The organism is Ancylobacter polymorphus, assembly GCF_030813495.1.
Taxonomy (GTDB): Bacteria; Pseudomonadota; Alphaproteobacteria; order Rhizobiales; family Xanthobacteraceae; genus Ancylobacter; species Ancylobacter polymorphus.
Genome location: NZ_JAUSUI010000001.1, coordinates 555,443 through 579,557, shown reverse-complemented (window position 1 = coordinate 579,557; position 24,115 = coordinate 555,443). Strand labels below are relative to the sequence as shown.

19 protein-coding genes are annotated in these 24,115 nt (G+C 66.4%); all 19 read left to right on the top strand.

Annotated elements, in window-relative coordinates; all coding sequences use genetic code 11:
* Nucleotides 1-21: 21 nt before the first annotated feature.
* The 19 genes from nuoN to lpxD all read left to right on the top strand — a co-directional run bounded on the left by nuoN (nt 22) and on the right by lpxD (nt 24,115).
* Complete coding sequence (gene nuoN, locus J2S75_RS03040) at nt 22-1,449, top strand: NADH-quinone oxidoreductase subunit NuoN (protein ID WP_307018066.1); 1,428 nt, start codon at nt 22-24, stop codon at nt 1,447-1,449.
* 2 nt (nt 1,450-1,451) lie between these two features.
* Nucleotides 1,452-2,207 (top strand): biotin--[acetyl-CoA-carboxylase] ligase, encoded by a 756-nt coding sequence (locus tag J2S75_RS03035; protein WP_307018064.1) that lies wholly within the window; start codon nt 1,452-1,454, stop codon nt 2,205-2,207.
* Nucleotides 2,208-2,278: 71 nt separating this feature from the next.
* Nucleotides 2,279-3,907: a ribonuclease J gene (locus tag J2S75_RS03030; protein ID WP_370874083.1), complete on the top strand. Its 1,629-nt coding sequence runs from the start codon at nt 2,279-2,281 to the stop codon at nt 3,905-3,907.
* Nucleotides 3,908-4,012: 105 nt separating this feature from the next.
* Nucleotides 4,013-4,417 (top strand): methylmalonyl-CoA epimerase, encoded by a 405-nt coding sequence (mce, locus tag J2S75_RS03025; protein ID WP_307018060.1) that lies wholly within the window; start codon nt 4,013-4,015, stop codon nt 4,415-4,417.
* A 9-nt stretch (nt 4,418-4,426) separates the two neighbouring features.
* Complete coding sequence (locus J2S75_RS03020; protein WP_307018058.1) at nt 4,427-4,702, top strand: DUF1467 family protein; 276 nt, start codon at nt 4,427-4,429, stop codon at nt 4,700-4,702.
* 418 nt (nt 4,703-5,120) lie between these two features.
* The gene (proS, locus tag J2S75_RS03015; protein ID WP_307018056.1) at nt 5,121-6,443 is read left to right on the top strand and encodes a proline--tRNA ligase; all 1,323 of its coding nucleotides are present in this window, start codon (nt 5,121-5,123) and stop codon (nt 6,441-6,443) included.
* A 155-nt stretch (nt 6,444-6,598) separates the two neighbouring features.
* The gene (locus J2S75_RS03010; protein ID WP_370874082.1) at nt 6,599-7,822 is read left to right on the top strand and encodes a lipoprotein-releasing ABC transporter permease subunit; all 1,224 of its coding nucleotides are present in this window, start codon (nt 6,599-6,601) and stop codon (nt 7,820-7,822) included.
* Nucleotides 7,823-7,831: 9 nt separating this feature from the next.
* A complete protein-coding gene (locus J2S75_RS03005) occupies nt 7,832-8,527 on the top strand; it encodes an ABC transporter ATP-binding protein (protein ID WP_307018053.1) in 696 nt (231 codons plus the stop codon).
* A 443-nt stretch (nt 8,528-8,970) separates the two neighbouring features.
* Entirely contained in the window at nt 8,971-12,405 is a 3,435-nt protein-coding gene (gene dnaE / locus J2S75_RS03000; RefSeq protein ID WP_307018051.1) for a DNA polymerase III subunit alpha, read from the top strand.
* Between the two features lie 395 nt (nt 12,406-12,800).
* On the top strand, nt 12,801-13,631 hold the full coding sequence (locus J2S75_RS02995) for a sulfotransferase family protein (RefSeq protein ID WP_307018050.1): 831 nt from the start codon (nt 12,801-12,803) through the stop codon (nt 13,629-13,631).
* A 181-nt stretch (nt 13,632-13,812) separates the two neighbouring features.
* Nucleotides 13,813-14,811, top strand: coding sequence for a 30S ribosomal protein S2 (locus J2S75_RS02990; RefSeq protein WP_307018049.1), 999 nt, complete (start codon nt 13,813-13,815; stop codon nt 14,809-14,811).
* A 123-nt stretch (nt 14,812-14,934) separates the two neighbouring features.
* The gene (gene tsf, locus J2S75_RS02985) at nt 14,935-15,858 is read left to right on the top strand and encodes a translation elongation factor Ts (protein ID WP_307018047.1); all 924 of its coding nucleotides are present in this window, start codon (nt 14,935-14,937) and stop codon (nt 15,856-15,858) included.
* A 101-nt stretch (nt 15,859-15,959) separates the two neighbouring features.
* Nucleotides 15,960-16,691 carry a UMP kinase gene (gene pyrH / locus J2S75_RS02980; RefSeq protein ID WP_307018046.1) on the top strand — a complete coding sequence of 244 codons (732 nt, stop codon included), beginning with the start codon at nt 15,960-15,962 and terminating at the stop codon, nt 16,689-16,691.
* A gap of 143 nt (nt 16,692-16,834) precedes the next feature.
* Entirely contained in the window at nt 16,835-17,398 is a 564-nt protein-coding gene (frr, locus tag J2S75_RS02975; RefSeq protein WP_307018044.1) for a ribosome recycling factor, read from the top strand.
* A 23-nt stretch (nt 17,399-17,421) separates the two neighbouring features.
* Nucleotides 17,422-18,219: an isoprenyl transferase gene (locus J2S75_RS02970; RefSeq protein WP_307018042.1), complete on the top strand. Its 798-nt coding sequence runs from the start codon at nt 17,422-17,424 to the stop codon at nt 18,217-18,219.
* 4 nt (nt 18,220-18,223) lie between these two features.
* Nucleotides 18,224-19,045 carry a phosphatidate cytidylyltransferase gene (locus J2S75_RS02965; protein WP_307018041.1) on the top strand — a complete coding sequence of 274 codons (822 nt, stop codon included), beginning with the start codon at nt 18,224-18,226 and terminating at the stop codon, nt 19,043-19,045.
* Nucleotides 19,046-19,193: 148 nt separating this feature from the next.
* Nucleotides 19,194-20,339 (top strand): RIP metalloprotease RseP, encoded by a 1,146-nt coding sequence (gene rseP / locus J2S75_RS02960; RefSeq protein ID WP_307018494.1) that lies wholly within the window; start codon nt 19,194-19,196, stop codon nt 20,337-20,339.
* A gap of 188 nt (nt 20,340-20,527) precedes the next feature.
* A complete protein-coding gene (gene bamA / locus J2S75_RS02955) occupies nt 20,528-22,954 on the top strand; it encodes an outer membrane protein assembly factor BamA (RefSeq protein WP_307018039.1) in 2,427 nt (808 codons plus the stop codon).
* 87 nt (nt 22,955-23,041) lie between these two features.
* Nucleotides 23,042-24,115 (top strand): UDP-3-O-(3-hydroxymyristoyl)glucosamine N-acyltransferase, encoded by a 1,074-nt coding sequence (gene lpxD, locus J2S75_RS02950; protein WP_307018037.1) that lies wholly within the window; start codon nt 23,042-23,044, stop codon nt 24,113-24,115.

Here is a 24,115-nt window from a genome sequence, read left to right as displayed (position 1 = left end):
GACCATCGCGGAGCCCGTCCAATGACCCTCTCCCTCGCCGCGCTCGGCCCCGCGCTGCCCGAACTGCTGCTGGCGCTCTCCGCGCTGGCGCTGCTCATGCTCGGTGCCTTCGCCGGGCCGAAGTCGACCGACACGGTGAACGGGCTGGCGCTCGCCGCCCTGTTTGGCGCGCTGGTGCTGGTGCTCATCGGCCCCGCCGAGGCGACGCTGTTCAACGGCGCCTTCCAGGTCGACGCTTTCGGCCGCTTCATGAAGGTGCTGGCGCTGATCGGTGCCGGCGGAACGCTGGCCATGTCGGTGGACTGGCTGAAGATCGAGAAGCAGGACCGCTTCGAATATCCGGTTCTGGTGTTGCTCTCGACCCTCGGCATGATGGTGCTGATCTCGGCCGGCGATCTCATCGCGCTCTATATGGGGCTCGAAATGATGAGTCTCGCGCTCTACGTGATCGCCGCCAATAACCGCGATTCCGTGCGCTCCACCGAGGCCGGCCTGAAGTACTTCGTGCTTGGCGCGCTCTCCTCCGGCATGCTGCTCTACGGTGCCTCGCTGATCTATGGCTTCACCGGCTCGGTGAACTTCGCCCAGATTGCGCAGGCGGCGCGCGAGCCTTCGCTCGGGCTGATCTTCGGCATCGTGTTCACCTTCGCCGGCCTCTGCTTCAAGGTTTCGGCCGTGCCGTTCCACATGTGGACGCCCGACGTGTACGAGGGCGCGCCGGCGCCCGTCACCGCCTTCTTCGCCTCGGCGCCGAAGGTGGCGGCGATGGCGGTGTTCGTGCGCTTCGCCATGGAGGCGCTGCCCAACGTCGCGCATCAGTGGCAGCAGATCATCGTCTTCGTCTCCATCGCCTCGATGGCGCTCGGCTCCTTCGCCGCCATCGGCCAGCGCAACTTCAAGCGCCTGATGGCCTATTCCTCCATCGGCCATATGGGCTTCGCGCTGGTCGGCCTCGCCGCCGGCACGCAGCAGGGCGTGCAGGGCGTGCTGGTCTATATGGCGGTCTATCTCGTCATGACGCTCGGCACCTTCGCCTGCATCCTGTCGATGCGGCGCAAGGACGGCATGGTCGAGAGCTATGACGAGCTCGCCGGCCTCGCCCGCACCAGCCCGGTGAAGGCGTTCATGCTGGCGGTGCTGATGTTCTCGCTCGCCGGCATTCCCCCGCTCGCCGGCTTCCTCGCCAAGTACTACGTGTTCCTGGCGGCGATCGAGGCCGGGCTGTACACGCTCGCCGTCATCGGCGTGCTCACCAGCGTGGTCGGCGCGTTCTATTATCTGCGCATCGTCAAGATCATGTATTTCGACGAGCCGGCGGCGGCCTTCGAGCCCATGCGCTCGGAACCGCGGGTGGTGCTCGCCATTTCCGGCACCTTCACCCTGCTGTTCTTCGTCTATCCCGCGCCGCTCATCGCGGCGGCGGCGGCGGCGGCCCGGGCGCTCTTCTGAGAATGGCGCCCACGCCGGTCGCGACGCCGGTCGTCCGTTTCGATACGGTCGGTTCGACAAATGAGGCCGCGCTTGCCCAGGTGGGCGGCGCGGCGCCCTGCTGGTTCGTCGCCGGGCGGCAGACCGGCGGACGCGGACGGCGCGGCCGGCCCTGGGCGTCCGAGCCCGGAAATCTCTACGCCTCGCTGCTCCTGGTGGATGCCGCTCCGGCGGCCCGTCAGCCGGAACTCTGCTTCGTCGCCGCCCTCGCGCTCTATGATGCCGTGCGCGCCGTTACCGGCATCGACCCGCTGCGCATCGGGCTCAAATGGCCCAATGACGTGATGATCGACGGCGCCAAGCTGGCCGGAATCCTGCTAGAGGGCACGGTGGCGCCCGGCGGGCGGGCCGCGACGGTGATTGGCTTCGGTGTCAATTGCGCGCACCATCCCGCCGACACGCCCTATCCCACAACGGACCTTGCTGCCGCCGGCTATCCCACCGATCCGCCGGCACTGTTCGCCGCGCTCGATGCGGCGATGGCGGCCCGGCTGGCGGAATGGGCGCGCGGCGCCGGCTTCGCCGCGACCCGCGACGCTTGGCTGCGCCGCGCCAGCGGCCTCGGCAAGGCGATGACGGCCCGGCTTGGCAGCCGGGAGGTTGCGGGAGTATTCGAGGCACTCGATTTTTCGGGCGCCATGGTGCTGCGCCGCAGTGACGGTGTGCGCGAGACGATCAGCGCCGGCGACGTGTTTCCCACGCCTGCCGCGCCAGTGTGAAAGGCAGGAATGTGAGCAAGTGGCCGGACGAACTGGTCTTCGCCCCCCTTGGTGGGGTCGGCGAGATCGGTATGAATCTCGGGCTGTATGGTCTGGGGCCACGCAACCGGCGCAAATGGCTCGCGGTCGATCTCGGCATCTCCTTCGCGCCGCCGGAAGTGCCGGGCATCGACATCATCATGCCCGATGTCGGCTTCCTCGAACGTGAGGCGGATGCCGGCAACCTCGCCGGCCTCGTTATCACCCACGGGCACGAGGACCATATCGGCGCGCTGGTGGATCTGTGGCCGCGCCTCGGCTGCACCGTTTACACCACGCCCTTCACCCACGCGCTGGCGGAGGCGCGGCGCCTCGGCGAGCCGGGTGCGCCGAAGATTCCCTTCCACATCGTGCCCACGGGCGGGCGGACGAAGATCGGCCCGTTCGACGTGGAATTCGTGCCGGTCGCGCACTCCATTCCCGACAGCCATTCGCTGGCCATCCGCACCCCACTCGGGCTGGTGGTGCACACGGGCGACTGGAAGATCGACCCGACCCCGGTTGTCGGCAATGTCACCGATCCCGCGCGCTTCACCGCGCTGGGCGATGAGGGCGTGCGGGCGATCATCTGCGATTCCACCAATGCCATTCGCGACGGCATCTCGCCCTCGGAAGTGGATGTACAGGCCGCGCTGCACGATCTGATCGCCGCCGCCCCGCACCGTGTGGCGGTGACGACCTTCGCTTCGAATGTGGCCCGCATCCGCTCCATCGCCGAGGCGGCGGTGAAGGCCGGGCGCGAGGTGGTGCTGGTCGGGCGGGCGATGGAACGGGTGATCGGCGTGGCGCGCGAGCAGCACATGCTCGACGGGCTGCCGCCCTTCCGTCCCGTCGATGCCTATGGCTTCCTGCCGCGCGACAAGGTTGTCGCCATCCTTACCGGCAGCCAGGGCGAACCGCGCGCGGCGCTGGCGCGCATCGCCGATGACGACCATCCCGACATCGCCCTGTCGCCGGGCGACCATGTGATCTTCTCTTCGCGCACCATTCCCGGCAATGAGCGGGCGGTGAACCGCATCATCAACGCGCTGGTGCTGCAGGGCATCAAGGTCATTACCGATCGCGACGGGCTGGTGCATGTGTCCGGCCATCCGCGCCGGGGTGAGCTGGAGCAGATGTACCAATGGCTGCGCCCACAGGTGGCGGTGCCGGTGCATGGTGAGCCGCTGCATCTGTCCGAGCACGCTGAGCTCGCCCGCCGCATGGGGGTGCGCGAGGTGATCCGGCTGGTCGATGGCGATGTGGTGCGGCTCATCAGCGCCGATCCCTCGGTCGGGGCGGAGGTGATCGAGGAGATTCCCTCCGGCCGGCTCTACAAGGACGGACAGGTGCTGGTCGGCGCCGAGGACCCGGCGATTTCCGAGCGCCGGCGGCTGTCCTTCAGCGGGCTGGTCTCGGTCGCCATCGCCATGTCGTCCAAGGGCGAGGTGGTCGGCGATCCCATGATCGACCTCTCCGGCCTGCCGCGCCTCGGCATTGGCGGCACGCCGCTCGACGAGGTGGTGGAGGACGCCGTGCTGAACTGCCTCGACGGCCTGCCCAAGCCGCGCCGGCGCGACCCGGACGCGGTCGCGGAATCGGTGACGCGGGCGGTGCGCGCCCAGATCAACGCCGCCTGGGGCAAGAAGCCGCTCTGCCATGTGCTTGTCATCACGGTATGACAGGCGGGCCGGGAGCCGGCGGGCGCGGGAGGTGAGCCTTTCCCGTGCCGCCAGCGTATCCCCGGTGCCGGCGCGTCCGCCCGGCGGAGCGTGGAGGGGACTTGCATGATCGGCCGTCTGAACCACGTCGCCATCGCCGTGCCGGATCTTGAGGCGGCGATCGCTACCTATCGCGACACGCTGGGCGGCGAGGTGTCCGGCGTCACACCGCAGCCGGAGCATGGGGTGAACACGGTGTTCGTCACCCTGCCCAACACCAAGGTGGAGCTGCTCGGCGCGCTCGGGGAGAACTCGCCCATCGCGAAGTTCCTCGAACGCAATCCGGAAGGCGGCATTCATCATCTCTGCTACGAGGTCGAGGACATCCTCGCCGCCCGCGACCACCTGCTGGCGGCGGGCGCGCGGGTGCTGGGTTCGGGCGAGCCGCGGCTCGGCGCGCATGGCAAGCCGGTGCTGTTTCTCCACCCCAAGGATTTTCTCGGCACGCTGGTCGAGCTGGAACAGGCGTAAGGCGGCACAATGGGCGTCGGCACCTATATCGCGATCTATTTCATCGTCTGGTGGGTGGTGATCTTCGCTGTCCTGCCCTTCGGCGTGCGCTCCCAGCATGAGGACGGCGCGGTCGAGGACGGCACCGAGCCGGGCGCGCCGCAACAGCCGATGCTGCTGCGCAAGGCGCTGGCGACGACGGTGATCTCCGCCGTCCTCGTGCTGATCTTCGCCTGGCTGGTGGAGACGGACCGGCTGAACTCCGACATGCTGCCCATGCCGTTCCCGCTCTATCAGGCCAAATAGGCGGCGCCCTTCCGGCAAAAAGGCAAAAAAAGAGGCGGGACCGAAGTCCCGCCTTCCTTGTTTGGCCGCCCGCACCTGATTCCGCGCCGTTTCGACGTCTGCCAGGGGGCTTTCTTAGCCGTCATTCCTCCCGAGACCTGGACCGATCAGCACGCTTCTCAAAGCGTTCAGCGGACCTCTTTCTAGAGGCCGGCACTCTAGCAAAAATTAGAACCTTGTCATCCTTGCGTCGCAATACGAGTATGGTGCGTTGCAACAAAAATGGGCGCAGATCGGGCAGCAAGCCTTAAGTTGAGGCAGTCTTTGCGCCATTCGCCCGCGCCAATGGGGCAAGGGCTTGTGTTTTGTGAGGCGATCCGGTTTCACTCCGCCATCGCCGCCACGCAGCCGATCCCGGCCGAATCGTGAGTTTCCGCTGATGCGCCTGTCCCGCTACTTCCTTCCCATCCTCCGCGAAGTCCCGAAGGAAGCGGAAATCGTCTCGCACCGCTTCATGCTGCGCGCCGGCATGATCCGGCAGGAGAGCGCCGGCATCTATGCGTGGCTGCCGCTGGGCAAGCGCGTGCTCGACAAGATCTGCAACATCATCCGCGAGGAGCAGAACCGTTCCGGCGCCATCGAGATCATGATGCCGACCATCCAGTCGGCCGATCTCTGGCGCGAAAGCGGGCGTTATGACGACTATGGCAAGGAGATGCTCCGCATCAAGGACCGGCACGAGCGCGACATGCTCTACGGGCCGACAAATGAGGAGATGCTCACCGAGATCGTCCGCGCCTATGTCAAGTCCTACAAGGACTTGCCGCTGAACCTCTATCACATCCAGTGGAAGTTCCGTGACGAGGTGCGCCCGCGCTTCGGCGTCATGCGTTCGCGCGAATTCCTGATGAAGGACGCCTATTCGATCGACCTCGACTTCGAGAATGCGGTCGTCGCCTATAACCGCATGTTCGTCGCCTATCTGCGGACTTTTGCCCGGCTGGGACTGAAGGCGATTCCCATGGTGGCCGACACCGGCCCGATCGGCGGCAATCACAGCCACGAGTTCATCATCCTCGCCTCGACCGGCGAGAGTCAGGTGTTCTGCCATGCCGACTATCTCGACATGGCCACGCCGGAGGCGGGCGTCGACTTCCGCGATCCCGCCGGCCTGCAAGACATCGTGAACCGCTGGACCAGCCTTTATGCGGCCACGGAAGAGAAGCATGACGAAGAGGCCTTCGCGGCGATTCCCGAGGAACAGCGGGTTTCGGCGCGTGGCATCGAGGTGGGTCACATCTTCTATTTCGGCACCAAATATTCCGAGCCGATGGGCGCCAAGGTGACGGGCCCCGATGGCGTGGAGACACCCGTGCATATGGGCTCCTACGGCATCGGGCCGTCCCGTCTCGTCGCCGCCATCATCGAGGCGTCGCATGACGAGAACGGCATCATCTGGCCGGAGGCGATCGCGCCGTTCCGCGTCGGGCTCTTGAACCTCAAGGTCGGTGATGCGGCGACGGACGAGGCCTGCGAGGCGATCTATGCCGAGCTGACCGCGCGCGGCGTCGATGTGCTCTATGACGACACGGCGGAGCGGCCCGGCTCGAAATTCGCCACCGCCGACCTGATCGGCCTTCCCTGGCAGATCATCGTCGGGCCCAAGGGCCTGGCGGCCGGTACGGTGGAGCTGAAGCGGCGGGCGGATGGTTCGCGCGAGACGCTGACCATCCCGGCGGCGCTGGAGCGGATCATCGGTTGAGTTGGGGGCGCGCGCCGGCCGATCAAGGCCGGGCGAGGGGCGGAGCAGGCATGGCGGCCAAGAGCGCAGCGCGTCGGACCAAGGCAGCGAAGACCGCGCCGGCGAGTGCCGGCGCGGAGCCCACGGGCTCCAGGCCGTTCAGCGCCTTCGAATGGATGCTGTCGCTGCGCTATCTGCGCGCGCGCCGCAAGGAAGGCTTCATCTCGGTCATCGCCGGCTTCTCCTTCCTCGGCATCATGCTCGGCGTGGCGACGCTCATCATCGTCATGGCGGTCATGAACGGCTTCCGCACCGAGCTGCTGTCGAAGATCCTCGGATTGAACGGCCATATGCTGGTGCAGTCGGCCGGCGGGCCGCTGACCGACTATGAGGAAGTCGCCAAGCGCATTGCCGGCGTTCCGGGGGTCAAGCTCGCCGTGCCGCTGGTGGAAGGGCAGGCGCTGGCCTCCTCCGCCTTTGGGGCGGGCGGCGTGCTGGTGCGCGGCCTCTCCGAGGCCAGCCTGCGGGCGCTGCCGGCCATCGGTTCCAATATCAAGGCCGGGACGCTGGAAGGCTTCGACGAGGGATCGGGCGTCGCCATCGGTGCGGGCCTCGCCAAGCAGCTCTCGCTGCAGGCCGGCGACAATCTCACCCTGGTCGCCCCGCGCGGGGCGGTGACGCCCATGGGAACCACGCCGCGGATCAAAGTCTACAAGATCGCGGCGGTGTTCGAGATCGGCATGTCGGAATATGACAGCGCCTTCGTGTTCATGCCGCTGGCGGAGAGTCAGGCCTATTTCAACAGGGATGGCGATGTGACCGCCATCGAGGTCTATATCGACAAGCCCGACGATGTGGACCGCTACCGACCCTTGCTGCAGGAGGCGGTGGAACGGCCGATCTACATCGTCGACTGGAAGCAGCGGAACGCCACCTTCTTCAACGCGCTGCAGGTGGAGCGGAACGTGATGTTCCTGATCCTCACCCTGATCGTTGTGGTGGCCGCCTTCAACATCGTCTCCGGCCTCAACATGCTGGTGAAGGACAAGGGGCGCGACATCGGCATATTGCGCACCATGGGCGCCACCAGCGGGGCGATCATGCGCATCTTCCTCGTCACCGGCGCCGCCATCGGCGTGGTCGGCACGCTGGCGGGGTTTTTGCTTGGGCTCATCGTCTGCCTGAATGTCGAGGAGATCCGCCAGTTCATCTCCTGGCTGACCTCAACCGAGCTGTTCTCGCCAGAACTCTATTATCTCAGCCGCCTGCCGGCCGAGCTGAACGCGGGGGAAACAGCCACCGTGGTGCTGATGGCGCTCATCCTGTCCCTTCTCGCTCCGCTCTACCCGTCCTGGCGCGCTGCGCGCCTCGATCCGGTGGAAGCGCTGCGCTACGAATAGGAGGGCGCCATGTCGACCGCTCACCCCAAGGCCGCGCTGCGGCTCGAGAGCATCGAACGCCGCTATGCCCAGGGCGAGGGCACGCTGGAGATTCTGCGCGGCGCCAATTTCACCGTGATGGAAGGCCAGTCCGTGGCGCTGGTGGCTCCGTCCGGCACCGGCAAGTCCACGCTGCTGCATATCGCCGGTCTGCTGGAGCATCAGGACGCGGGCGAGGTGTTCATCGGCGACACCGGCACCGCCGGCCTGTCGGATGCCGAGCGCACCCGTATCCGCCGCGTCGATGTCGGCTTCGTCTACCAGTTCCACCATCTGCTGCCCGAATTCTCGGCGCAGGAGAATGTGATGCTGCCGCAGATGATCCGCGGCCTGCCGCGCCGGGAGGCCGCGCAGCGGGCGAAGGAACTCTTGAGCTATCTCGGCCTCGGCAAGCGGCTGGAACACCGGCCGGGCGAACTTTCCGGCGGCGAGCAGCAGCGCGTCGCCATCGCCCGCGCCGTCGCCAACGCCCCGCGCGTGCTGCTGGCCGACGAGCCGACCGGCAATCTCGACCCGCACACCGCCGACCATGTGTTCCATGCGCTGTCGCAGCTGGTGGAGGCGACGGGCTTGGCGGCGGTCATCGCCACCCATAATCTCGACCTTGCCGACCGCATGCACCGGCGGGTGACGCTGCGCGAGGGGCAGGTGGTGGAACTCGCCTGAGGCGGACGAACTACAAGCGCGCAACGTCATCCCGAGGTGCCCGGCGGCGCCGGGCCTCGAAGGATGGTGGCTTGGTGCTGGTCTGGCGCCTTTCCGCGCGCTGGGCGATTCGTGCGAGGCGGCTGGAGGCGTTTTCGTTTCGTCAACCATGAACTGGAACGAAAGTAGAACATGGCTTGATCATGTGGATTGCGGGAGTCATGTTCTCTCTATGTTCCAGGGAGGTCGACATGATCCGCGTTCTCGTTCAGGAAGCCGCCGCTCTCGCGTCCATTGCACTGTTCGTCGCCATGATCGGCCTTTGGGCCGGGGTGATCACCGGGGTTTGAGGCGCGATTACCCGGTTCCGCCTGAGGACAGCGGGGAGGAGCCGCCCGCAAGGGTGGACGCCGCCGGCGGCGATGCTCACCATGGGGAGTTTCGAGTCGCAGGAGGGATGTGAGATGGCGCAGGCTGATGTCGGGTTCGTGCATCTGCATGTTCATTCCTCCTTCTCCCTGCTGGAAGGTGCGCTGAGCATCGGCAAGCTCGCCGATCTCGCCAAGAAGGACCGCCAGCCCGCCATCGCCCTCACCGACACCGGCAATCTGTTCGGCGCGCTGGAATTCTCGGAAAAGATGGCCGGCGCCGGCATCCAGCCGATTCTCGGCTGCGCCGTGGCGGTGGATTTTCCCGGCGCGGCCCCGCGCGGTCCCGCCGGACAGGAGCGCCCGCGCATCGTCCTGCTCGCCATGAACGAGGAGGGGTGGAAGAACCTCATGGAGCTGGTGTCGCGCTCCTTCCTCGACACCGCCTCCGATGGCGCGCCCCACATCAAGGCGGACTGGCTGGAAGGCCGCGCCGCCGGTCTCATCGCTCTCACTGGCGGTCCCTTCGGCCCCATCGACCGCGCGCTGGCGGCCGGCAGCGCCGACCATGCGGAGCAGCGGCTGGCGACGCTACACAGCCTGTTCGGCGACCGGCTTTACGTGGAAATTCAACGCCATGGCGTCGCCGAGGAGCGCCGGGTCGAGCCCTCGCTGATCGAACTCGCCTACCGCCTCGATCTGCCGCTGGTGGCGACCAACGAGCCGTTTTTCGCCGCCCAGGACGACTACGAGGCCCACGACGCCCTCATCTGCATCGCCGAAGGCCGTCTCGTGGCCGAACCGGACCGTCGCCAATTGACGCCGGAGCACCGGTTCCGCACCCGCGCGGAAATGGCTGACCTGTTCGCCGATCTCCCGGAAGCCCTTGCCAACACGGTGGAAATCGCCCAGCGCTGCGCCTATCGCCCGCGCACGGTGAAGCCCATCCTGCCGCGCTTCACGCTCGACCGCGACGAGGCGGAGGAGCTGCGGCTGCAGGCTGAAGAAGGGCTGCGCAACCGTCTGGCGATCCACGGGCCGACGGAAGGTCTGACGGTCGCGGACTATGACGCGCGGCTGGCCTTCGAACTCGGCATCATCGAGCGGATGAAGTTCCCCGGCTATTTCCTCATCGTGTCGGACTTCATCAAATGGGCCAAGGCGCAGGGCATTCCGGTCGGCCCGGGCCGCGGTTCGGGCGCGGGTTCGCTGGTGGCCTATTCGCTGACCATCACCGATCTCGACCCGCTGCGCTTCGGCCTGCTGTTCGAACGCTTCCTCAATCCCGAACGCGTGTCGATGCCCGACTTCGACATCGATTTCTGCCAGGAGCGTCGCGACGAGGTCATCCGCTATGTCCAGCAGCGCTACGGCCGCGATCAGGTGGCGCAGATCATCACCTTCGGCACGTTGCAGGCGCGTGGCGTGCTGCGCGATGTCGGCCGGGTGCTGGAAATGCCCTATGGCCAGGTCGACAAGCTGTGCAAGCTGGTGCCGCAGAATCCGGCCAATCCGGTGACGCTGAAGCAGGCGATCAGCGACGAGCCCCGCCTGCAGGGCGAAAGCGACGCCAACCCGGTGGTCAAGCGCGCCTTCGACATCGCCACCCGGCTGGAAGGGCTCAACCGCCACGCTTCGACGCATGCCGCCGGCATCGTCATCGGCGACCGGCCGCTGGCGCGACTGGTGCCGCTCTACCGAGACCCGCGCTCGGACATGCCCGTCACCCAGTACAATATGAAATGGGTCGAGCAGGCAGGGCTGGTGAAGTTCGACTTTCTCGGCCTCAAAACCCTCACCGTCCTGCAAACCGCCGTGCGCCTCGTCGCCCAGCGGGGAATTACGCTCGATCTGTCGACGATTCCGCTCGACGATAAAAAGACTTACGACATGCTGACGCGCGGCGAGACGGTCGGCGTGTTCCAGGTGGAAAGCGCCGGCATGCGGCGGGCGCTGGTCGACATGAAGCCGGACCGGCTGGAGGACATCATCGCCCTCGTCGCCCTGTACCGGCCGGGCCCGATGGCCAATATCCCGGTCTATTGCGCGGTGAAGAACGGGCAGGAAAAGGCGGCCTATGCACATCCCGCGCTGGAAGCCAGCCTGAAGGAGACCTACGGCGTCATCATCTACCAGGAACAGGTGATGCAGATCGCGCAGACGCTCTCGGGCTATTCGCTGGGCGAAGCCGATCTACTGCGCCGCGCCATGGGCAAGAAGATCCGCGCCGAAATGGACAAGCAGCGCGAGCGCTTCGTCGATGGCGCGGTGGAGCGGGGCGTGCCGAAGGCCAAGGCGTCGGAGATCTTCGACCTGCTCGCCAAATTCGCCGACTACGGCTTCAACAAGAGCCATGCGGCGGCCTATGCGCTGGTGTCCTACCAGACCGCCTATATGAAGGCGAACTACCCGACCGAGTTCCTCGCTGCCTCCATGACGCTCGACATGGGCAATACCGACAAGCTCGCGGAATTCCGCCAGGAATCGCAGCGGCTCGGCATCGAGGTCGTGCCGCCCTCGGTGAATCACTCCGGGCGCGACTTCGCCGTGAAGGACGGGCGCATTCTCTATGCGCTGGCGGCGATCAAGGGGGTCGGTGGGCACTCGGTCGACGCTATCGTCGAGGCGCGGGGCGAGCGCCCTTTCACCAGCCTCGCCGACTTTGCCTCGCGCATCAACGCCAAGGCGCTGAACAAGCGGACGATGGAAAGCCTGGTCAATGCCGGGGCTTTCGATGCGCTGGAGAAAAACCGCGCGCGCGCCTCGGCGGCGATCGACTGCATGCTCGCCCATGCGGCATCGGTCGGAGCCGAGGTGGCATCGGGGCAGGGCAACATGTTTGGCGGGCCGTCGGTGGCGGCGGAACTGCCGATTCCCAGCGCCGCGCCCTGGTTGCCGGCGGAGAAGCTCCAGCGCGAATACGACGCCATCGGCTTCTTCCTCACCGGCCACCCGCTGGACGATTACGGCAAGGCGCTGGATCGGCTGCGGGTGCAGCGTTGGACCGATTTCACGCGTTCGGTGCGGGCCGGCTCCATGGCCGGACGGCTTGCCGCCACGGTGGTGAGCCGGCAGGAGCGCCGCACCAAGACCGGCAACAAGATGGGCATTGTCGGCCTTTCCGACCCTTCCGGGCAGTTCGAAGCGGTGCTGTTCTCCGAAGCGCTGGCACAGTACCGGGAGTTGCTTGAGCCTGGCAAAGCCCTGCTGCTGCAGGTGTCGGCGGAATTGCAGGGCGAGGATGTGCGCGCCCGTATCCAGACCGTGGAGCCGCTCGACCAGGCGGCCTCCAAGATGCAGAAGGGCATGCGCGTCTTCCTGCGCTCGCCCGAGCCATTGGAAAGCGTCGCCACCCGGCTCGGGTCGCTCGGCGGCGCGCGGGGCGACGGCGAGGTGTCGCTGGTGCTTCTGCTGGGTGAGCGCGGCGACACCGAAGTCGAGGTCAAGCTCCCCGGCCGCTTCAGCCTGTCGCCGCAGATCGCCGGCGCTCTGAAGGCGGTACCCGGTGTCGAAATGGTCGAGATGGCGTAACGCCGCCTCGCCGGCGCCTGCGAGACGCCTCCATCGGCACGCGGGGCCCCGGTCAGCGCTACCTACAATTCTGATTCCCGATTGCCGCTGGCTGTGGCGTGCCGTTCCATGCCCGCAACGGCCGGCGTGCAATTCAGAGTATGAGGCCGGCTATACTCAACCTTAATGACGTTCGTCGCCGCGTGGGGAGCCGCTGAGATGCGATGTTTCAGAGCGTGATGTGGTATTTCTGTGTGTTTCTGAATAAATACGCAGATTTTATTCGATTGTTACGGCTCGTTTTTTCTTGATCTTTGCGGCAAGCATGCCCTTTTTACCGCTCAGCACAAAGGGAGGTGTTCGGGGCGGTGGTATTTGAGGGTTCAACGACACGTCGGGCGATTTTGATCCTGGGCATGCACCGCAGCGGTACGTCGGCGCTGACACGAACGGTCAACCTGCTGGGGGCGGCCACGCCGCAGACGTTAATGGGTGCCACCTCGAACAATCTTCGCGGGCACTGGGAATCCAAGCCTATCGTCGATCTCAACGACGAAATCCTCGCCGCATGCGGGCACCGCTGGTATTCGCGGCAGCGGATCGCGGTCTGTCCAAGCGAGGTTGTGCGGGCGCGGGGCATGTGGTCCCGGCTGCGCGACACGCTGGAAAGCGAGTTCGGCGGGGCCTCGACGGTGGTGCTGAAGGACCCGCGCATCAGCCGGCTGGTTCCGCTTTATCGGGAAGTCCTCGACGAATTGGGCTATGCGACCGAGGCCGTTCTCACCTTGCGCAACCCGCTGGAGGTTGCGCAATCTCTGGCGCGCCGCGACCAGATGGAGCCGCGGCGGGCGATCGGTGTGTGGATGCGTTACACGCTGGATGCCGAGCGGGGGACACGCGGCCTGCCCCGGGCACTCGTGGTCTATGAGGAATTGCTTGCGGATTGGCGTGCCGTCACCCGCCGGATGAAGCAGCATCTGGGCAGCCCTTGGCCGGAAGTGACCGAAGAGGCGGCTGCCGCCATCGACGCGTTCCTCACGCCCGAACTGCGTCATCACACGATTGAGCTGCCCGGCGCCGGGTTCGGTCGCGCAGCGATTGCCGGCTTGCTCTACCGTGACATGGCGCAGGCCCTCACGGAGCGTCCCGCCGCCACGTCCGGTCTCGTCGCCTCCACTCTCGCGGAGCTTAGCCTGCGGACCGGCAGCGCTTCGAGCGGCCTCGTGGCGCACAACGCTGCGCGCTGACGTGCGGCGGACTTGCCACGGGGACGGCGCTCCCCTATAAGCCGCGCCATTCCGCACGCGGACTCGCGGCCGGGAGCCCCTCGTCACAACCTGGCGCTGGCTTCACGACCGCTCCGGTGCCGTCAGCCGAATTCCTCGGCACGGCCATGTCCGCGGAGGCCCAACCGGATGAGAGACGACAATGGCGCTTCCTGACTTCACCATGCGCCAGCTCCTGGAAGCTGGCGTGCACTTCGGGCATCAGTCCCACCGCTGGAACCCGAAGATGGCTCCGTTCATCTTCGGCACCCGCAACAACATCCACATTCTCGACCTGGCCCAGACCGTGCCGGCGCTGCATCGCGCCCTGCAGGCTGTGTCCGACACCGTGGCCCGTGGCGGCCGCGTGCTGTTCGTCGGCACCAAGCGCCAGGCCGCCGATGCCGTGGCGGATGCCGCCAAGCGCTCGGCGCAGTATTATGTGAACTCCCGTTGGCTCGGCGGCATGCTGACCAACTGGAAGACCATTTCCCACTCCATCGCCCGCCTGAAGAAGCTCGAAGAGCTGCTCGCGGCCGGCGAGGGCGTCGGCTACACCAAGAAGGAGCGCCTGACGCTCCAGCGCGAAAAGGAAAAGCTCGATCGCGCCCTTGGCGGTATCCGTGACATGGGCGGCATTCCCGACCTGCTGTTCGTGATCGACACCAACAAGGAAGACCTCGCCGTCGCCGAGGCCCGCCGCCTCGGCATTCCGGTCGCGGCCATCCTGGACACCAATTGCGATCCGGACGGCATCGCCTTCCCGGTTCCCGGCAATGACGACGCCGGTCGCGCCATCAACCTCTATTGCGACCTCGTCGCCCGCGCCGCCATCGACGGCATCGGCCGTTCGCATGGCGATCTCGGCATCGACGTTGGTGCGGCTGAGGCCCCGCTGGTCGAAGACCTGCCGGCGGAGACCGCCTGGACCAGCCTCGAGTCGCTCTCGGGCCCGCGCGGCATCGCCGATGATCTGAAGAAGCTCACTGGCGTGTCGCCGGCGATCGAGAAGCAGCTGACCGACCTCGGCATCTTCCACTTCTGGCAGATCGCCGCCCTCAATGCCGATGACGCCCATCGTCTCGGCGAAGAGGTCGGTCTGCCGGGCCGTGTCGATGGCTGGGTGGCGCAGGCCAAGGAGCTGACCGCCGAGGTCGAGTGATCCCGGCGTCCGCTTCGCGACGGCGTCACATTCCGGCGCCAAGCATTGTATCGCACGGCCGGCCCGGATTTCGTCCGGCCGGCCGTGTTGTCGATAGACACAGAGATCGTTGAGGAACGGAACATGGCCAACATCACCGCGGGCATGGTGAAGGAGCTGCGCGAGAAAACCGGCGCCGGCATGATGGACTGCAAGGCCGCGCTGACCGAGGTGGAGGGCGACATCGAGGCCGCCATCGACTGGCTGCGCAAGAAGGGTCTCGCCAAGGCCGCCAAGAAGGCCGGGCGCGTCGCCGCCGAGGGCCTGATCGGCCTCGCCGTGTCGGGTACCACGGGTGTCGTCGTCGAAGTCAATTCTGAAACCGACTTCGTGGCGCGCAACGACCAGTTCCAGCAGCTCGTGCGCGACATCGCCACCGTCGCCCTGAGCGCCGAGGACGATGTCGAGGCGGTGAAGGCGGCGGCCTACCCGGCCGGCGGCACTGTCGCCGAAGCCATCAACAACGCGGTCGCCACCATTGGCGAGCACATGAACCTGCGCCGCTCCAAGAAGCTGGCGGTGTCGGCGGGCGCCATCGGCGCCTATGTCCACGGTTCGGTGGGCGAAGGCCTCGGCAAGATCGGCGTGCTGGTCGCGCTGGAGTCGGAAGGCAAGGCGGATGAACTCGCCGCGCTCGGTCGCCAGATCGCCATGCATGTCGCGGCTGCCAACCCGCAGGCGCTCGACGCCGCCGGCATCGACGCCGACGTTATCGCCCGCGAGAAGGGCGTGCTCGCCGAGAAGGCCAAGGCCTCCGGCAAGCCCGACAATGTGGTCGAGAAGATCGTCGAGAGCGGCCTGAAGACCTTCTACAAGGAAGTGACTCTGGTCGAGCAGGCGTTCATCCACGACCCGTCCAAGACGGTCGCCCAGGCGGTGAAGGAGAGCGAAGGCAAGGTCGGCGCGCCGATCAAGCTGGTCGGCTTCGTCCGCTTCGGCCTCGGCGAGGGCGTCGAGAAGCAGGAAAGCGACTTCGCCGCCGAAGTTGCCGCGGCTGCCGGCGTCTGAGCGCGTTGTTACGTTGATAAGTCACGCCGGGCCGCCCACGGGCAGTCCGGCGTGTTTTACTGTGCGCGCCACCCCGAGTCGCGCCAAGCCAGAGGTGCCCCATGTCGATCCCCGAGCCGCACGGCGCCCTTTTCGAGCGCGTCCTGGTCAAGGTCTCCGGTGAGGCGCTGATGGGGAACGAGGCGTTCGGGCTGCACTGGCCGACGATCGAGCGCATCGCTCAGGATCTTGTGGAGGCCCGCGCCACCGGGGCCGAGATCGCGGTTGTCGTCGGCGGCGGCAATATTCTGCGCGGCGCCAGCGTCGCGGGGCAGGGGCTCGACCGCGCCACGGCCGATCATATGGGCATGCTGGCAACGGTGATGAACGCGCTGGCGCTGGAGAAGGCGGTCGAGAAGGCCGGCGTTCCCGCCCGTACCCTGTCCGCCATTCCCATGCCGACCATCTGCGAGCCCTATGCCCGCCAGACCGCCTCGCGCCATCTGGGGCGTGGGCGTGTCGTTCTGCTGGCCGGCGGCACGGGCAACCCGTATTTCACCACCGATACCGGCGCCGTGCTGCGCGCCGCCGAGCTTGAATGCGACGCGGTGATGAAGGCGACCAATGTCGATGGCGTCTACACCGCCGATCCCAAGCACGACCCCTCGGCCCGGCGCTATGAGCGGCTCACCCATGACGAGGCGCTGGCCAAAGACCTGAAGGTGATGGACGCTGCCGCCTTCGCGCTGGCGCGGGAATCGAAGCTGCCGATCGTCGTGTTCTCGATCCGCGAACCGGGGGCCATTGCCGCCGCCATTCGCGGCGAAGGGCGCTCCACGACGGTAGCGCCGTAGCCTTCGCCACCAAATGGGCGTCCTGCGCCCGTGGTGCGGGCATGGTTGTCGCCTAACGCTTGCCATGCGCGCCGTTAGGTTGGATAAGCCGCCAACCGGCGCCCGTCGGCCTCGGGCCGGCTGATGAATGAATGAGGTTCGTGATGAGCACTGGTCCGATTGACATTGCCGATATCAAGCGCCGCATGACGGGCGCGATCTCCGTTCTCAAGACCGAGCTTTCGGGCCTGCGCACCGGCCGCGCCTCGGCCAGCCTGCTGGAGCCGATCCAGGTGGATGCCTATGGCAGCCATATGCCGCTGAACCAGGTGGCCTCCGTGAATGTGCCGGAGCCTCGCCTGCTGTCGGTGCAGGTGTGGGACAGGGGCATGGTGGCGGCGGTCGAGAAAGCCATCCGCGACTCCAATCTCGGCCTGAACCCGCAGACCGAGGGGCAGGTACTGCGTGTACGCATCCCCGAGCTGACCCAGGATCGCCGCCAGGAACTCGTCAAAGTCGCGCATAAGTACGCCGAAGCCGCGCGCGTGTCGGTGCGTCATGTGCGCCGCGACGGGCTCGACATCATCAAGAAGGCGGAAAAGGACGGCGAGATGAGCTCGGACGACCTCGACCGGCTCGCCGAACAGGTCCAGAAGGCGACGGACCAGTTCATTGCCGAGATCGATCAGGTCGTGGCCGCGAAGGAAAAGGAAATCCTCGCGGTTTGATCGGCGGGCGCCGGGAAGGGCGCATGGGGGGGTCCGTGAACATTGCAAGGCGCGGCGAGGCCTCTGGGGCCGCCATCGAGACCGACGGGGACGCGGCGGCGTCGCTCTTCCCGGTGCCGCGCCATGTCGCCATCATCATGGATGGCAACGGGCGATGGGCGAAGGGCCACGGGCTTCCGCGCTTCGAGGGGCACCGGCGCGGCGCCGAAGCCGTCCGCCGAACGGTGGCCGATGCCAGGGAACTGGGCATCGAGGCGCTGACCCTCTACAGCTTTTCCAGCGAGAACTGGTCGCGGCCGGAGCGTGAGATCGGTGAGTTGATGGGGCTGCTGAAGCGCTTCATCCGTTCCGATCTCAAAGAGCTTCATGCCAAGAATGTCCGCCTGCGCATCATCGGCGAGGGACATCCGACCGACAGCGAAGTGCAGGCGCTGTTCGATGAAGCTCAGACGCTGACCCGCGACAATACCGGTGTGCGCCTTACCGTGGCGTTCAACTATGGCGCGCGCGGCGAAATCGCCCGTGCGGCGCAGACATTGGCGCGGCAGGTCGCAGCCGGCGCGCTGCGGGCCGAAGACATCACGCCGGAACGTTTCGCGGAGGCGCTCGACACGGCGGGGTTGCCGCCGCTCGATCTCGTCATTCGCACCAGCGGCGAGCAGCGCCTGTCGAATTTCCTGCTCTGGCAGGCGGCCTATGCCGAACTGGTCTTCCTCCCCGTGCTGTGGCCGGATTTCGATCGCGGCTGGCTGGAGCAGGCGCTTTGCGAGTATCGTCGGCGTGAGCGACGCTTCGGCGGCGTCGAAGCGGCGGAAAGCTGAGCTCTTGCGGATCGGAGAGGATTTCCTGCCGCGGCTCGTCTCGGCCCTGGTGCTCGGGCCGTTCGTGGTGCTGGTCGCCGTGGCCGGCGGCTGGGCCTTCAGCGCCCTCGTCGCGCTCTCTTCCGTGATCCTGCTGTGGGAATGGCTGCGCATGATCGGCGCCAAGCCCCGCACGCCGCTGCTGGTGATCGGCGGCGCGACACTGGTCGTGGCCGTCCTGTTGCTCGCCATCCGCCCGCCGCCCGCCGCCATTGGAATTGTGGTGCTTGGTGCCATCACGGCCGCGCTGGTGGCACGTTCCAACCGTGAGCGGCGGACATGGGCGCCTTTCGGCGTGCTCTATGCCGGCGCGCTCGCGCTGCCGACACTGATCCTGCGCCAGGATGGTGCCCTCGGTCTGGTGAGCCTGGTGTGGCTGCTGGCTGTCGTGTGGTCGACGGACATCGCCGCCTATTTCTGCGGTCGCCTCATTGGCGGCCCCAAGCTCTGGCCGCGCGTCAGCCCCAACAAGACCTGGGCAGGCTCGCTCGGCGGGGCGCTGTTCGGCATGCTGGCGGGCATGGCGACGCTGTATCTCGCGCGGGTCGAGACCGCGTTGCTCGCCGCCCCGGTCGCGCTGCTGGCGAGCTTTGCCAGCCAAGGCGGCGACCTGTTCGAATCGGCGATGAAGCGGCGTTTCGGCGTGAAGGATTCCAGCCATCTCATCCCCGGCCATGGCGGTCTGATGGACCGGCTCGACGGCTTCATCGCGGCGGCGGCGGTCATGCTGCTGATCGGTCTGCTGCGTGCGCCGGACGCGCCCGCGCGCGGCTTCCTGCTGTGGTGAAGGGGCCGGGGGCTCCCCGCGCTGCCACGTCGCACGCGATTCCGGCCGTAAATTCCGACATCGCGCCGCATTTTGCCCACCTTCGCCTTAAACGCTCCTTATGGAACATGCGGCGCGCCCGTCGGCGTGCCTGTCTGGGAAATCGCTGATGGACTTTCTTGCCTCGATGGGCGGCACAGCGGGCTGGCTGCTCGGCTATGTCGTGCCGTTTCTGTTCGTGCTGACGATCGTCGTGTTCTTCCACGAGCTCGGCCATTTCTGGGTCGCGCGGCGCGCCGGGGTGCGGGTCGTGGCGTTCTCGATCGGCTTCGGGCCGGAGATCGCCGGCTTCAACGACCGCCACGGCACGCGCTGGAAACTCTCGGCGATTCCGCTCGGCGGCTATGTGAAGTTCCTCGGTGACGAAAACGCCGCCAGCGCCCCCGACCGCGGGGCGATCTCGCAGATGAGCGAGACGGAACGGCGGGAGAGCTTCTTCCACAAATCGGTTGGCGCCCGGGCGGCGATCGTGGCGGCGGGGCCGATCGCCAATTTCATCCTGGCCATCGTCATCTTCGCCGGTCTGTTCATGACGGTTGGCCGTCAGGTGACGACGCCGCAGGTGGATGCGGTGCAGGCTGGCAGCGCCGCCGAGCGCGCCGGATTCCAGCCGAGCGACCTCATCCTCACCATCAATGGCGCCAAGATCGACTCGTTCGGCGACATGCAGCGCGTCGTCAGCGCCAATGCCGGCGAGCCGCTCGCCATCGAGGTCGAACGCGCCGGGCAGCGACTCACGCTCCAGGCGACGCCGGATCTGCGCGAGGTCACCGACACCTTCGGCAATGTGCACCGCATCGGCGTGCTCGGCATCTCGCGCGACACCGGGGGAGGGCAGGTCCGCACCGAGCGATTCGGCCCGGTTCAGGCCGTGACCCAGGCGACGGCCGAGGTCTGGTTCATCGTCGACCGCACCTTCAGCTATCTCGGTGGCGTGGTGACCGGACGCGAGCGGGCCGACCAGCTGGGCGGCCCGATCCGCATCGCCCAGGTTTCCGGGCAGGTCGCGACCTTCGGACTCGCGGCCCTGCTGCAGCTGGCGGCGGTTCTGTCCGTGTCGATCGGACTTCTTAACCTCTTTCCTGTACCGCTACTGGATGGCGGACACCTGCTTTTTTACGGGATCGAGGCGCTGCGCGGCCGGCCGCTCAGTGAACGGGCTCAGGAGGTGGGTTTCCGCATCGGCCTGGCGCTCGTGCTGATGTTGATGCTGTTTGCAACGTGGAACGATATTCTCAATATATCAAAATCTTGACGAGGATTCGGGACGGCGTTGCCAAGCGGCCACGCCGTCCGGAAAAGGCACTGAAAGCGGCAGGTCCGGTTTGCAGGCTCTGGAAAAGTCTGTATCAAACGGAGTGCAGGGTGAGGAGTGTCGCCGGTTGCGCATCTTCGGGTGCGTCGGTGGTCGTCTCCCAGAACAACGGTAAGGTTGCGCACCAAATGGCTCGTTCCCGGTTCGTGAGTAGATTGGCGTCGGCAGTCGGCTTTGCCCTTCTTGTGGCGGTCGGCGGTGTTTCCGGCGCCGTCATGGCGCCCGGGGTGGCCATGGCTCAGTCGGCGAGTTCGATTGTCGTCGAGGGGAATCAGCGCGTTGATGCCGATACCATCCGCTCCTATTTCCAGACCTCGCCCGGCCAGCCGCTGACGCCGGCCAAGATCGACGAAGCGCTTAAGGGGCTCTACGCCACCGGGCTTTTCTCCGACGTCACCATCAGCAACCGCGGTGGGCGGATGGTTGTGACCGTCGTCGAGAATCAGGTGATCAACCGCGTCGCCTTCGAGGGCAACAAGAAGGTCAAGGACGACCAGCTGTCGCTTGAAGTGCAGTCCAAGGCCCGCAGCCCGCTGTCCAAGACCACGGTTCAGGCCGATACGCAGCGCATCATCGATATCTATCATCGCGCCGGCCGCTACGATGTGCGCGTCGAGCCGAAGATTATCGAGCGTGGCCAGGGTCGCGTCGATCTCGTGTTCGAGATCACCGAGGGCGACAAGCTCGGCGTGGCCGAGATCAAGTTCGTCGGCAACAAGGCCTATTCGGCCTACAAGCTGAAGGACGAGATCACCACCACCGAGACCAACTGGCTTTCCTGGCTCAAGAATTCCGACATTTACGATGTCGACCGCATCAATACCGACCAGGAGCTGCTGCGCCGCTTCTATCTGAAGCACGGCTATGCCGACTTCCGCATCATCTCGGTGACGGCTGATCTCGATCGTCAGCGCGACGGCTTCGTCCTCACCTATGTGATCGACGAAGGCCCGCAGTATCGCGTCGGCACCGTCGATGTCGTCTCGGGCATCAAGGACGTGGACATCAAGGATCTGCGCGCGGCTATCCGCGTGGCGCCGGGGCAGGTCTACAATGCCGAGCTGGTGGAGAAGTCGGTCGAGAACGCGACCATCGAGGTCTCCAAGGCCGGCTATGCCTTCGCCCAGGTGCGTCCGCGCGGCGACCGCAATGTCGAAACCCGTACCATCTCGCTGGTGTTCGCCGTCGAGGAAGGTCCGCGCGTCTATGTCGAGCGCATCGAAATTCGCGGCAACACCCGTACCCGTGACTGGGTCATCCGCCGCGAGTTCGATTTCGCTGAGGGCGACGCCTATAATCGCGTGTTGGTCGACCGTGCCGAACGCCGTCTGCGCAACCTTGGCTACTTCAAGGACGTGAAGATCACCAATGAGCCCGGCACGGCGCCGGACCGCATCATCCTCGTGGTGACGGTCGAGGATCAGCCCACCGGTGAGTTCTCGGTCTCGGGTGGCTATTCGACGACGGATGGCTTCATCGGCGAAGTGGCGATCTCGGAGAAGAACTTCCTCGGTCGCGGCCAGTATGTCCGTCTGGCCGGCCAGCTCGGCGAGAACGTGCAGGGCGCCGATTTCAGCTTCACCGAGCCCTACTTCCTCGACTACCGCATGGCGGCCGGCTTCGACCTGTTCTGGAAGACGACCAGCGCGACCAGCTACAGCCAGTACGACACCCAGACTGCCGGTGGCACGCTGCGCGTCGCCCTGCCGCTCACCGACGAGCTGACCCTCGGCCTGCGCTACATGCTGTCGCAGAAGGAGATTTCGGTCAGCGTTACCGATGAAATCTACAACAACATTTCGTGGGCGCTGCTGGAGATCAACAACGAGTCCATCCTGACCTCGGCGGTTGGCTACACGCTCTCCTACAACATGCTCGACAACAACAAGAACCCGTCCAACGGTTACTTGCTGGAGCTGAAGCAGGATTTCGCCGGTCTCGGCGGCGACTCCCAGTATGTCCGCACCACCTTCGACGCCCGCTACTACATGCCGGTGGTCGGCGATGCGGTGCTGCTGCTGCGTGGCCAGGCCGGCAATGTCGCCGCCTGGGGTAATGAAGACCTGCGCATCACGGACAACTTCTTCAAGGGTCCCGATCTCGTCCGTGGCTTCGCGCCGAACGGTATTGGCCCGCGCGACCTTGCGTCCGGCTATCTGGGTCAGGACATGGACGCCCTCGGCGGCACGCTGTTCTGGGGTGCCACGGCGGAAGTGCAGTTCCCGCTGTCCTTCCTGCCCAAGGATTTCGGCCTGAAGTTCGCCGTGTTCGCCGATGCCGGTTCGCTGTGGGATTACCAGGGCAACACAACCTTCCCGAACATCCCGGGTTGGGAGGCTAACCTCGTCGACTGCAGTGCTTACTCTGGCTCCAAGACTCAGGGCATGTCCAATGTCTGCGTCGCCGACAGCGACCTGATCCGCTCCTCGGTCGGTGTCAGTCTGATCTGGGCCTCGCCCTTCGGTCCGCTCCGCTTCGACTACGCCTGGGCGCTGAGCAAGGAATGGTACGACGAGGTTCAGGAGTTCCGCTTCAGCGGCGGCACGACCTTCTGATACAGTCCACCACGTGAGATGCAGGGCGGTCCGGTCATCCGGGCCGCCCATGCGTTTGGGAAGTGCCACGGCAGTCGACAGGCGGCGATGAACGATCCCCTCTTCCATCCGGTGCCCGCGGCGCTGACACTGGCCGAGATCGCGGCCATGGTCGGGGCGGACGCTGCGGCGCTCGGGCCCGATGCCGCGTCCGTGCGCCTTTCCGGTGTCGCCTCGCTCGAAGAGGCCGGCCCGCACGATCTCGCCTTCATGGACGGTGCCCGCAATGTCCCGGCGCTGCGCGCCACCCGCGCCGGCGCCTGCCTCGTCACCGAGCGCTTTGCCGCGCATGTGCCCGTCGGCACGGTCGCGCTTCGCGTGGCCAAGCCGCATGCCGGCTTCGTCACCGTCGCCCGGCGGCTTTATGCCAGCAGTCTGCAGCCGGGTTCGATGTTCGGCCAGGCCGGCGTCGCCGCCGGGGCGATGGTCCACCCGCAGGCGCGGCTGGAAGCCGACGTGACAGTCGATCCGGGCGCGGTGATCGGGGCTGGCGCGGAGATCGGCACAGGAACGGTGATTGCCGCTGGCGCGGTGATCGGGCAGGGGGTGCGCATCGGACGCTTTTGCTCGATCGGCGCCGGCGTCACGCTGCAGCACACTTTGGTCGGCGATCGCGTCATCATCCATCCCGGTGCCCGCATCGGCCAGGATGGGTTCGGCTATGTCGGCGGCGCCAGGGGCCACGCCAAGATTCCGCAGATTGCCCGCGTGATCCTGCAGGACGATGTCGAGATCGGTGCCTCCACCACCATCGACCGCGGCGGCCTGCGCGATACGGTGATCGGCGAGGGGACCAAGATCGACAATCTGGTGCAGATCGCGCACAACGTGGTCATCGGGCGGCACTGCATCGTGGTGTCGCAGGCCGGCATCGCCGGCAGCGCGACTCTGGGCGATTTCGTCATGCTGGGCGGGCAGGTCGGTGTCATCGGCCATGTCCATATCGGCGATGGCGCTCGCATCGCCGCGTCGAGCAATGTGAAGGACGACGTGCCGCCGGGTGTCGAATGGGGGGGCTCTCCCGCCAAGCCGATGCGCGACTGGTTCCGCGAGGTGATGGCGGTCCAGCGCCTCGGGCGCGGCGAAATCGGCGCCCGTCGCGGCGAACAACAGGGGCAATGA

Bases quoted from the DNA above. Each gene is read 5' to 3' on its own strand.
- dnaE (WP_307018051.1), top strand. From the start codon at position 8,971: ATGGCGCAGGCTGATGTCGGGTTCGTGCATCTGCATGTTCATTCCTCC.
- bamA (WP_307018039.1), top strand. From the start codon at position 20,528: ATGGCTCGTTCCCGGTTCGTGAGTAGATTGGCGTCGGCAGTCGGCTTT.
- J2S75_RS03010 (WP_370874082.1), top strand. From the start codon at position 6,599: ATGCTGTCGCTGCGCTATCTGCGCGCGCGCCGCAAGGAAGGCTTCATC.
- pyrH (WP_307018046.1), top strand. From the start codon at position 15,960: ATGTCGATCCCCGAGCCGCACGGCGCCCTTTTCGAGCGCGTCCTGGTC.
- proS (WP_307018056.1), top strand. From the start codon at position 5,121: ATGCGCCTGTCCCGCTACTTCCTTCCCATCCTCCGCGAAGTCCCGAAG.
- nuoN (WP_307018066.1), top strand. From the start codon at position 22: ATGACCCTCTCCCTCGCCGCGCTCGGCCCCGCGCTGCCCGAACTGCTG.
- mce (WP_307018060.1), top strand. From the start codon at position 4,013: ATGATCGGCCGTCTGAACCACGTCGCCATCGCCGTGCCGGATCTTGAG.
- lpxD (WP_307018037.1), top strand. From the start codon at position 23,042: ATGAACGATCCCCTCTTCCATCCGGTGCCCGCGGCGCTGACACTGGCC.
- J2S75_RS02995 (WP_307018050.1), top strand. From the start codon at position 12,801: ATGCACCGCAGCGGTACGTCGGCGCTGACACGAACGGTCAACCTGCTG.
- tsf (WP_307018047.1), top strand. From the start codon at position 14,935: ATGGCCAACATCACCGCGGGCATGGTGAAGGAGCTGCGCGAGAAAACC.
- J2S75_RS03035 (WP_307018064.1), top strand. From the start codon at position 1,452: ATGGCGCCCACGCCGGTCGCGACGCCGGTCGTCCGTTTCGATACGGTC.
- J2S75_RS03030 (WP_370874083.1), top strand. From the start codon at position 2,279: ATGAATCTCGGGCTGTATGGTCTGGGGCCACGCAACCGGCGCAAATGG.
- frr (WP_307018044.1), top strand. From the start codon at position 16,835: ATGAGCACTGGTCCGATTGACATTGCCGATATCAAGCGCCGCATGACG.
- J2S75_RS02990 (WP_307018049.1), top strand. From the start codon at position 13,813: ATGGCGCTTCCTGACTTCACCATGCGCCAGCTCCTGGAAGCTGGCGTG.
- J2S75_RS03020 (WP_307018058.1), top strand. From the start codon at position 4,427: ATGGGCGTCGGCACCTATATCGCGATCTATTTCATCGTCTGGTGGGTG.
- rseP (WP_307018494.1), top strand. From the start codon at position 19,194: ATGGACTTTCTTGCCTCGATGGGCGGCACAGCGGGCTGGCTGCTCGGC.
- J2S75_RS03005 (WP_307018053.1), top strand. From the start codon at position 7,832: ATGTCGACCGCTCACCCCAAGGCCGCGCTGCGGCTCGAGAGCATCGAA.
- J2S75_RS02970 (WP_307018042.1), top strand. From the start codon at position 17,422: ATGGGGGGGTCCGTGAACATTGCAAGGCGCGGCGAGGCCTCTGGGGCC.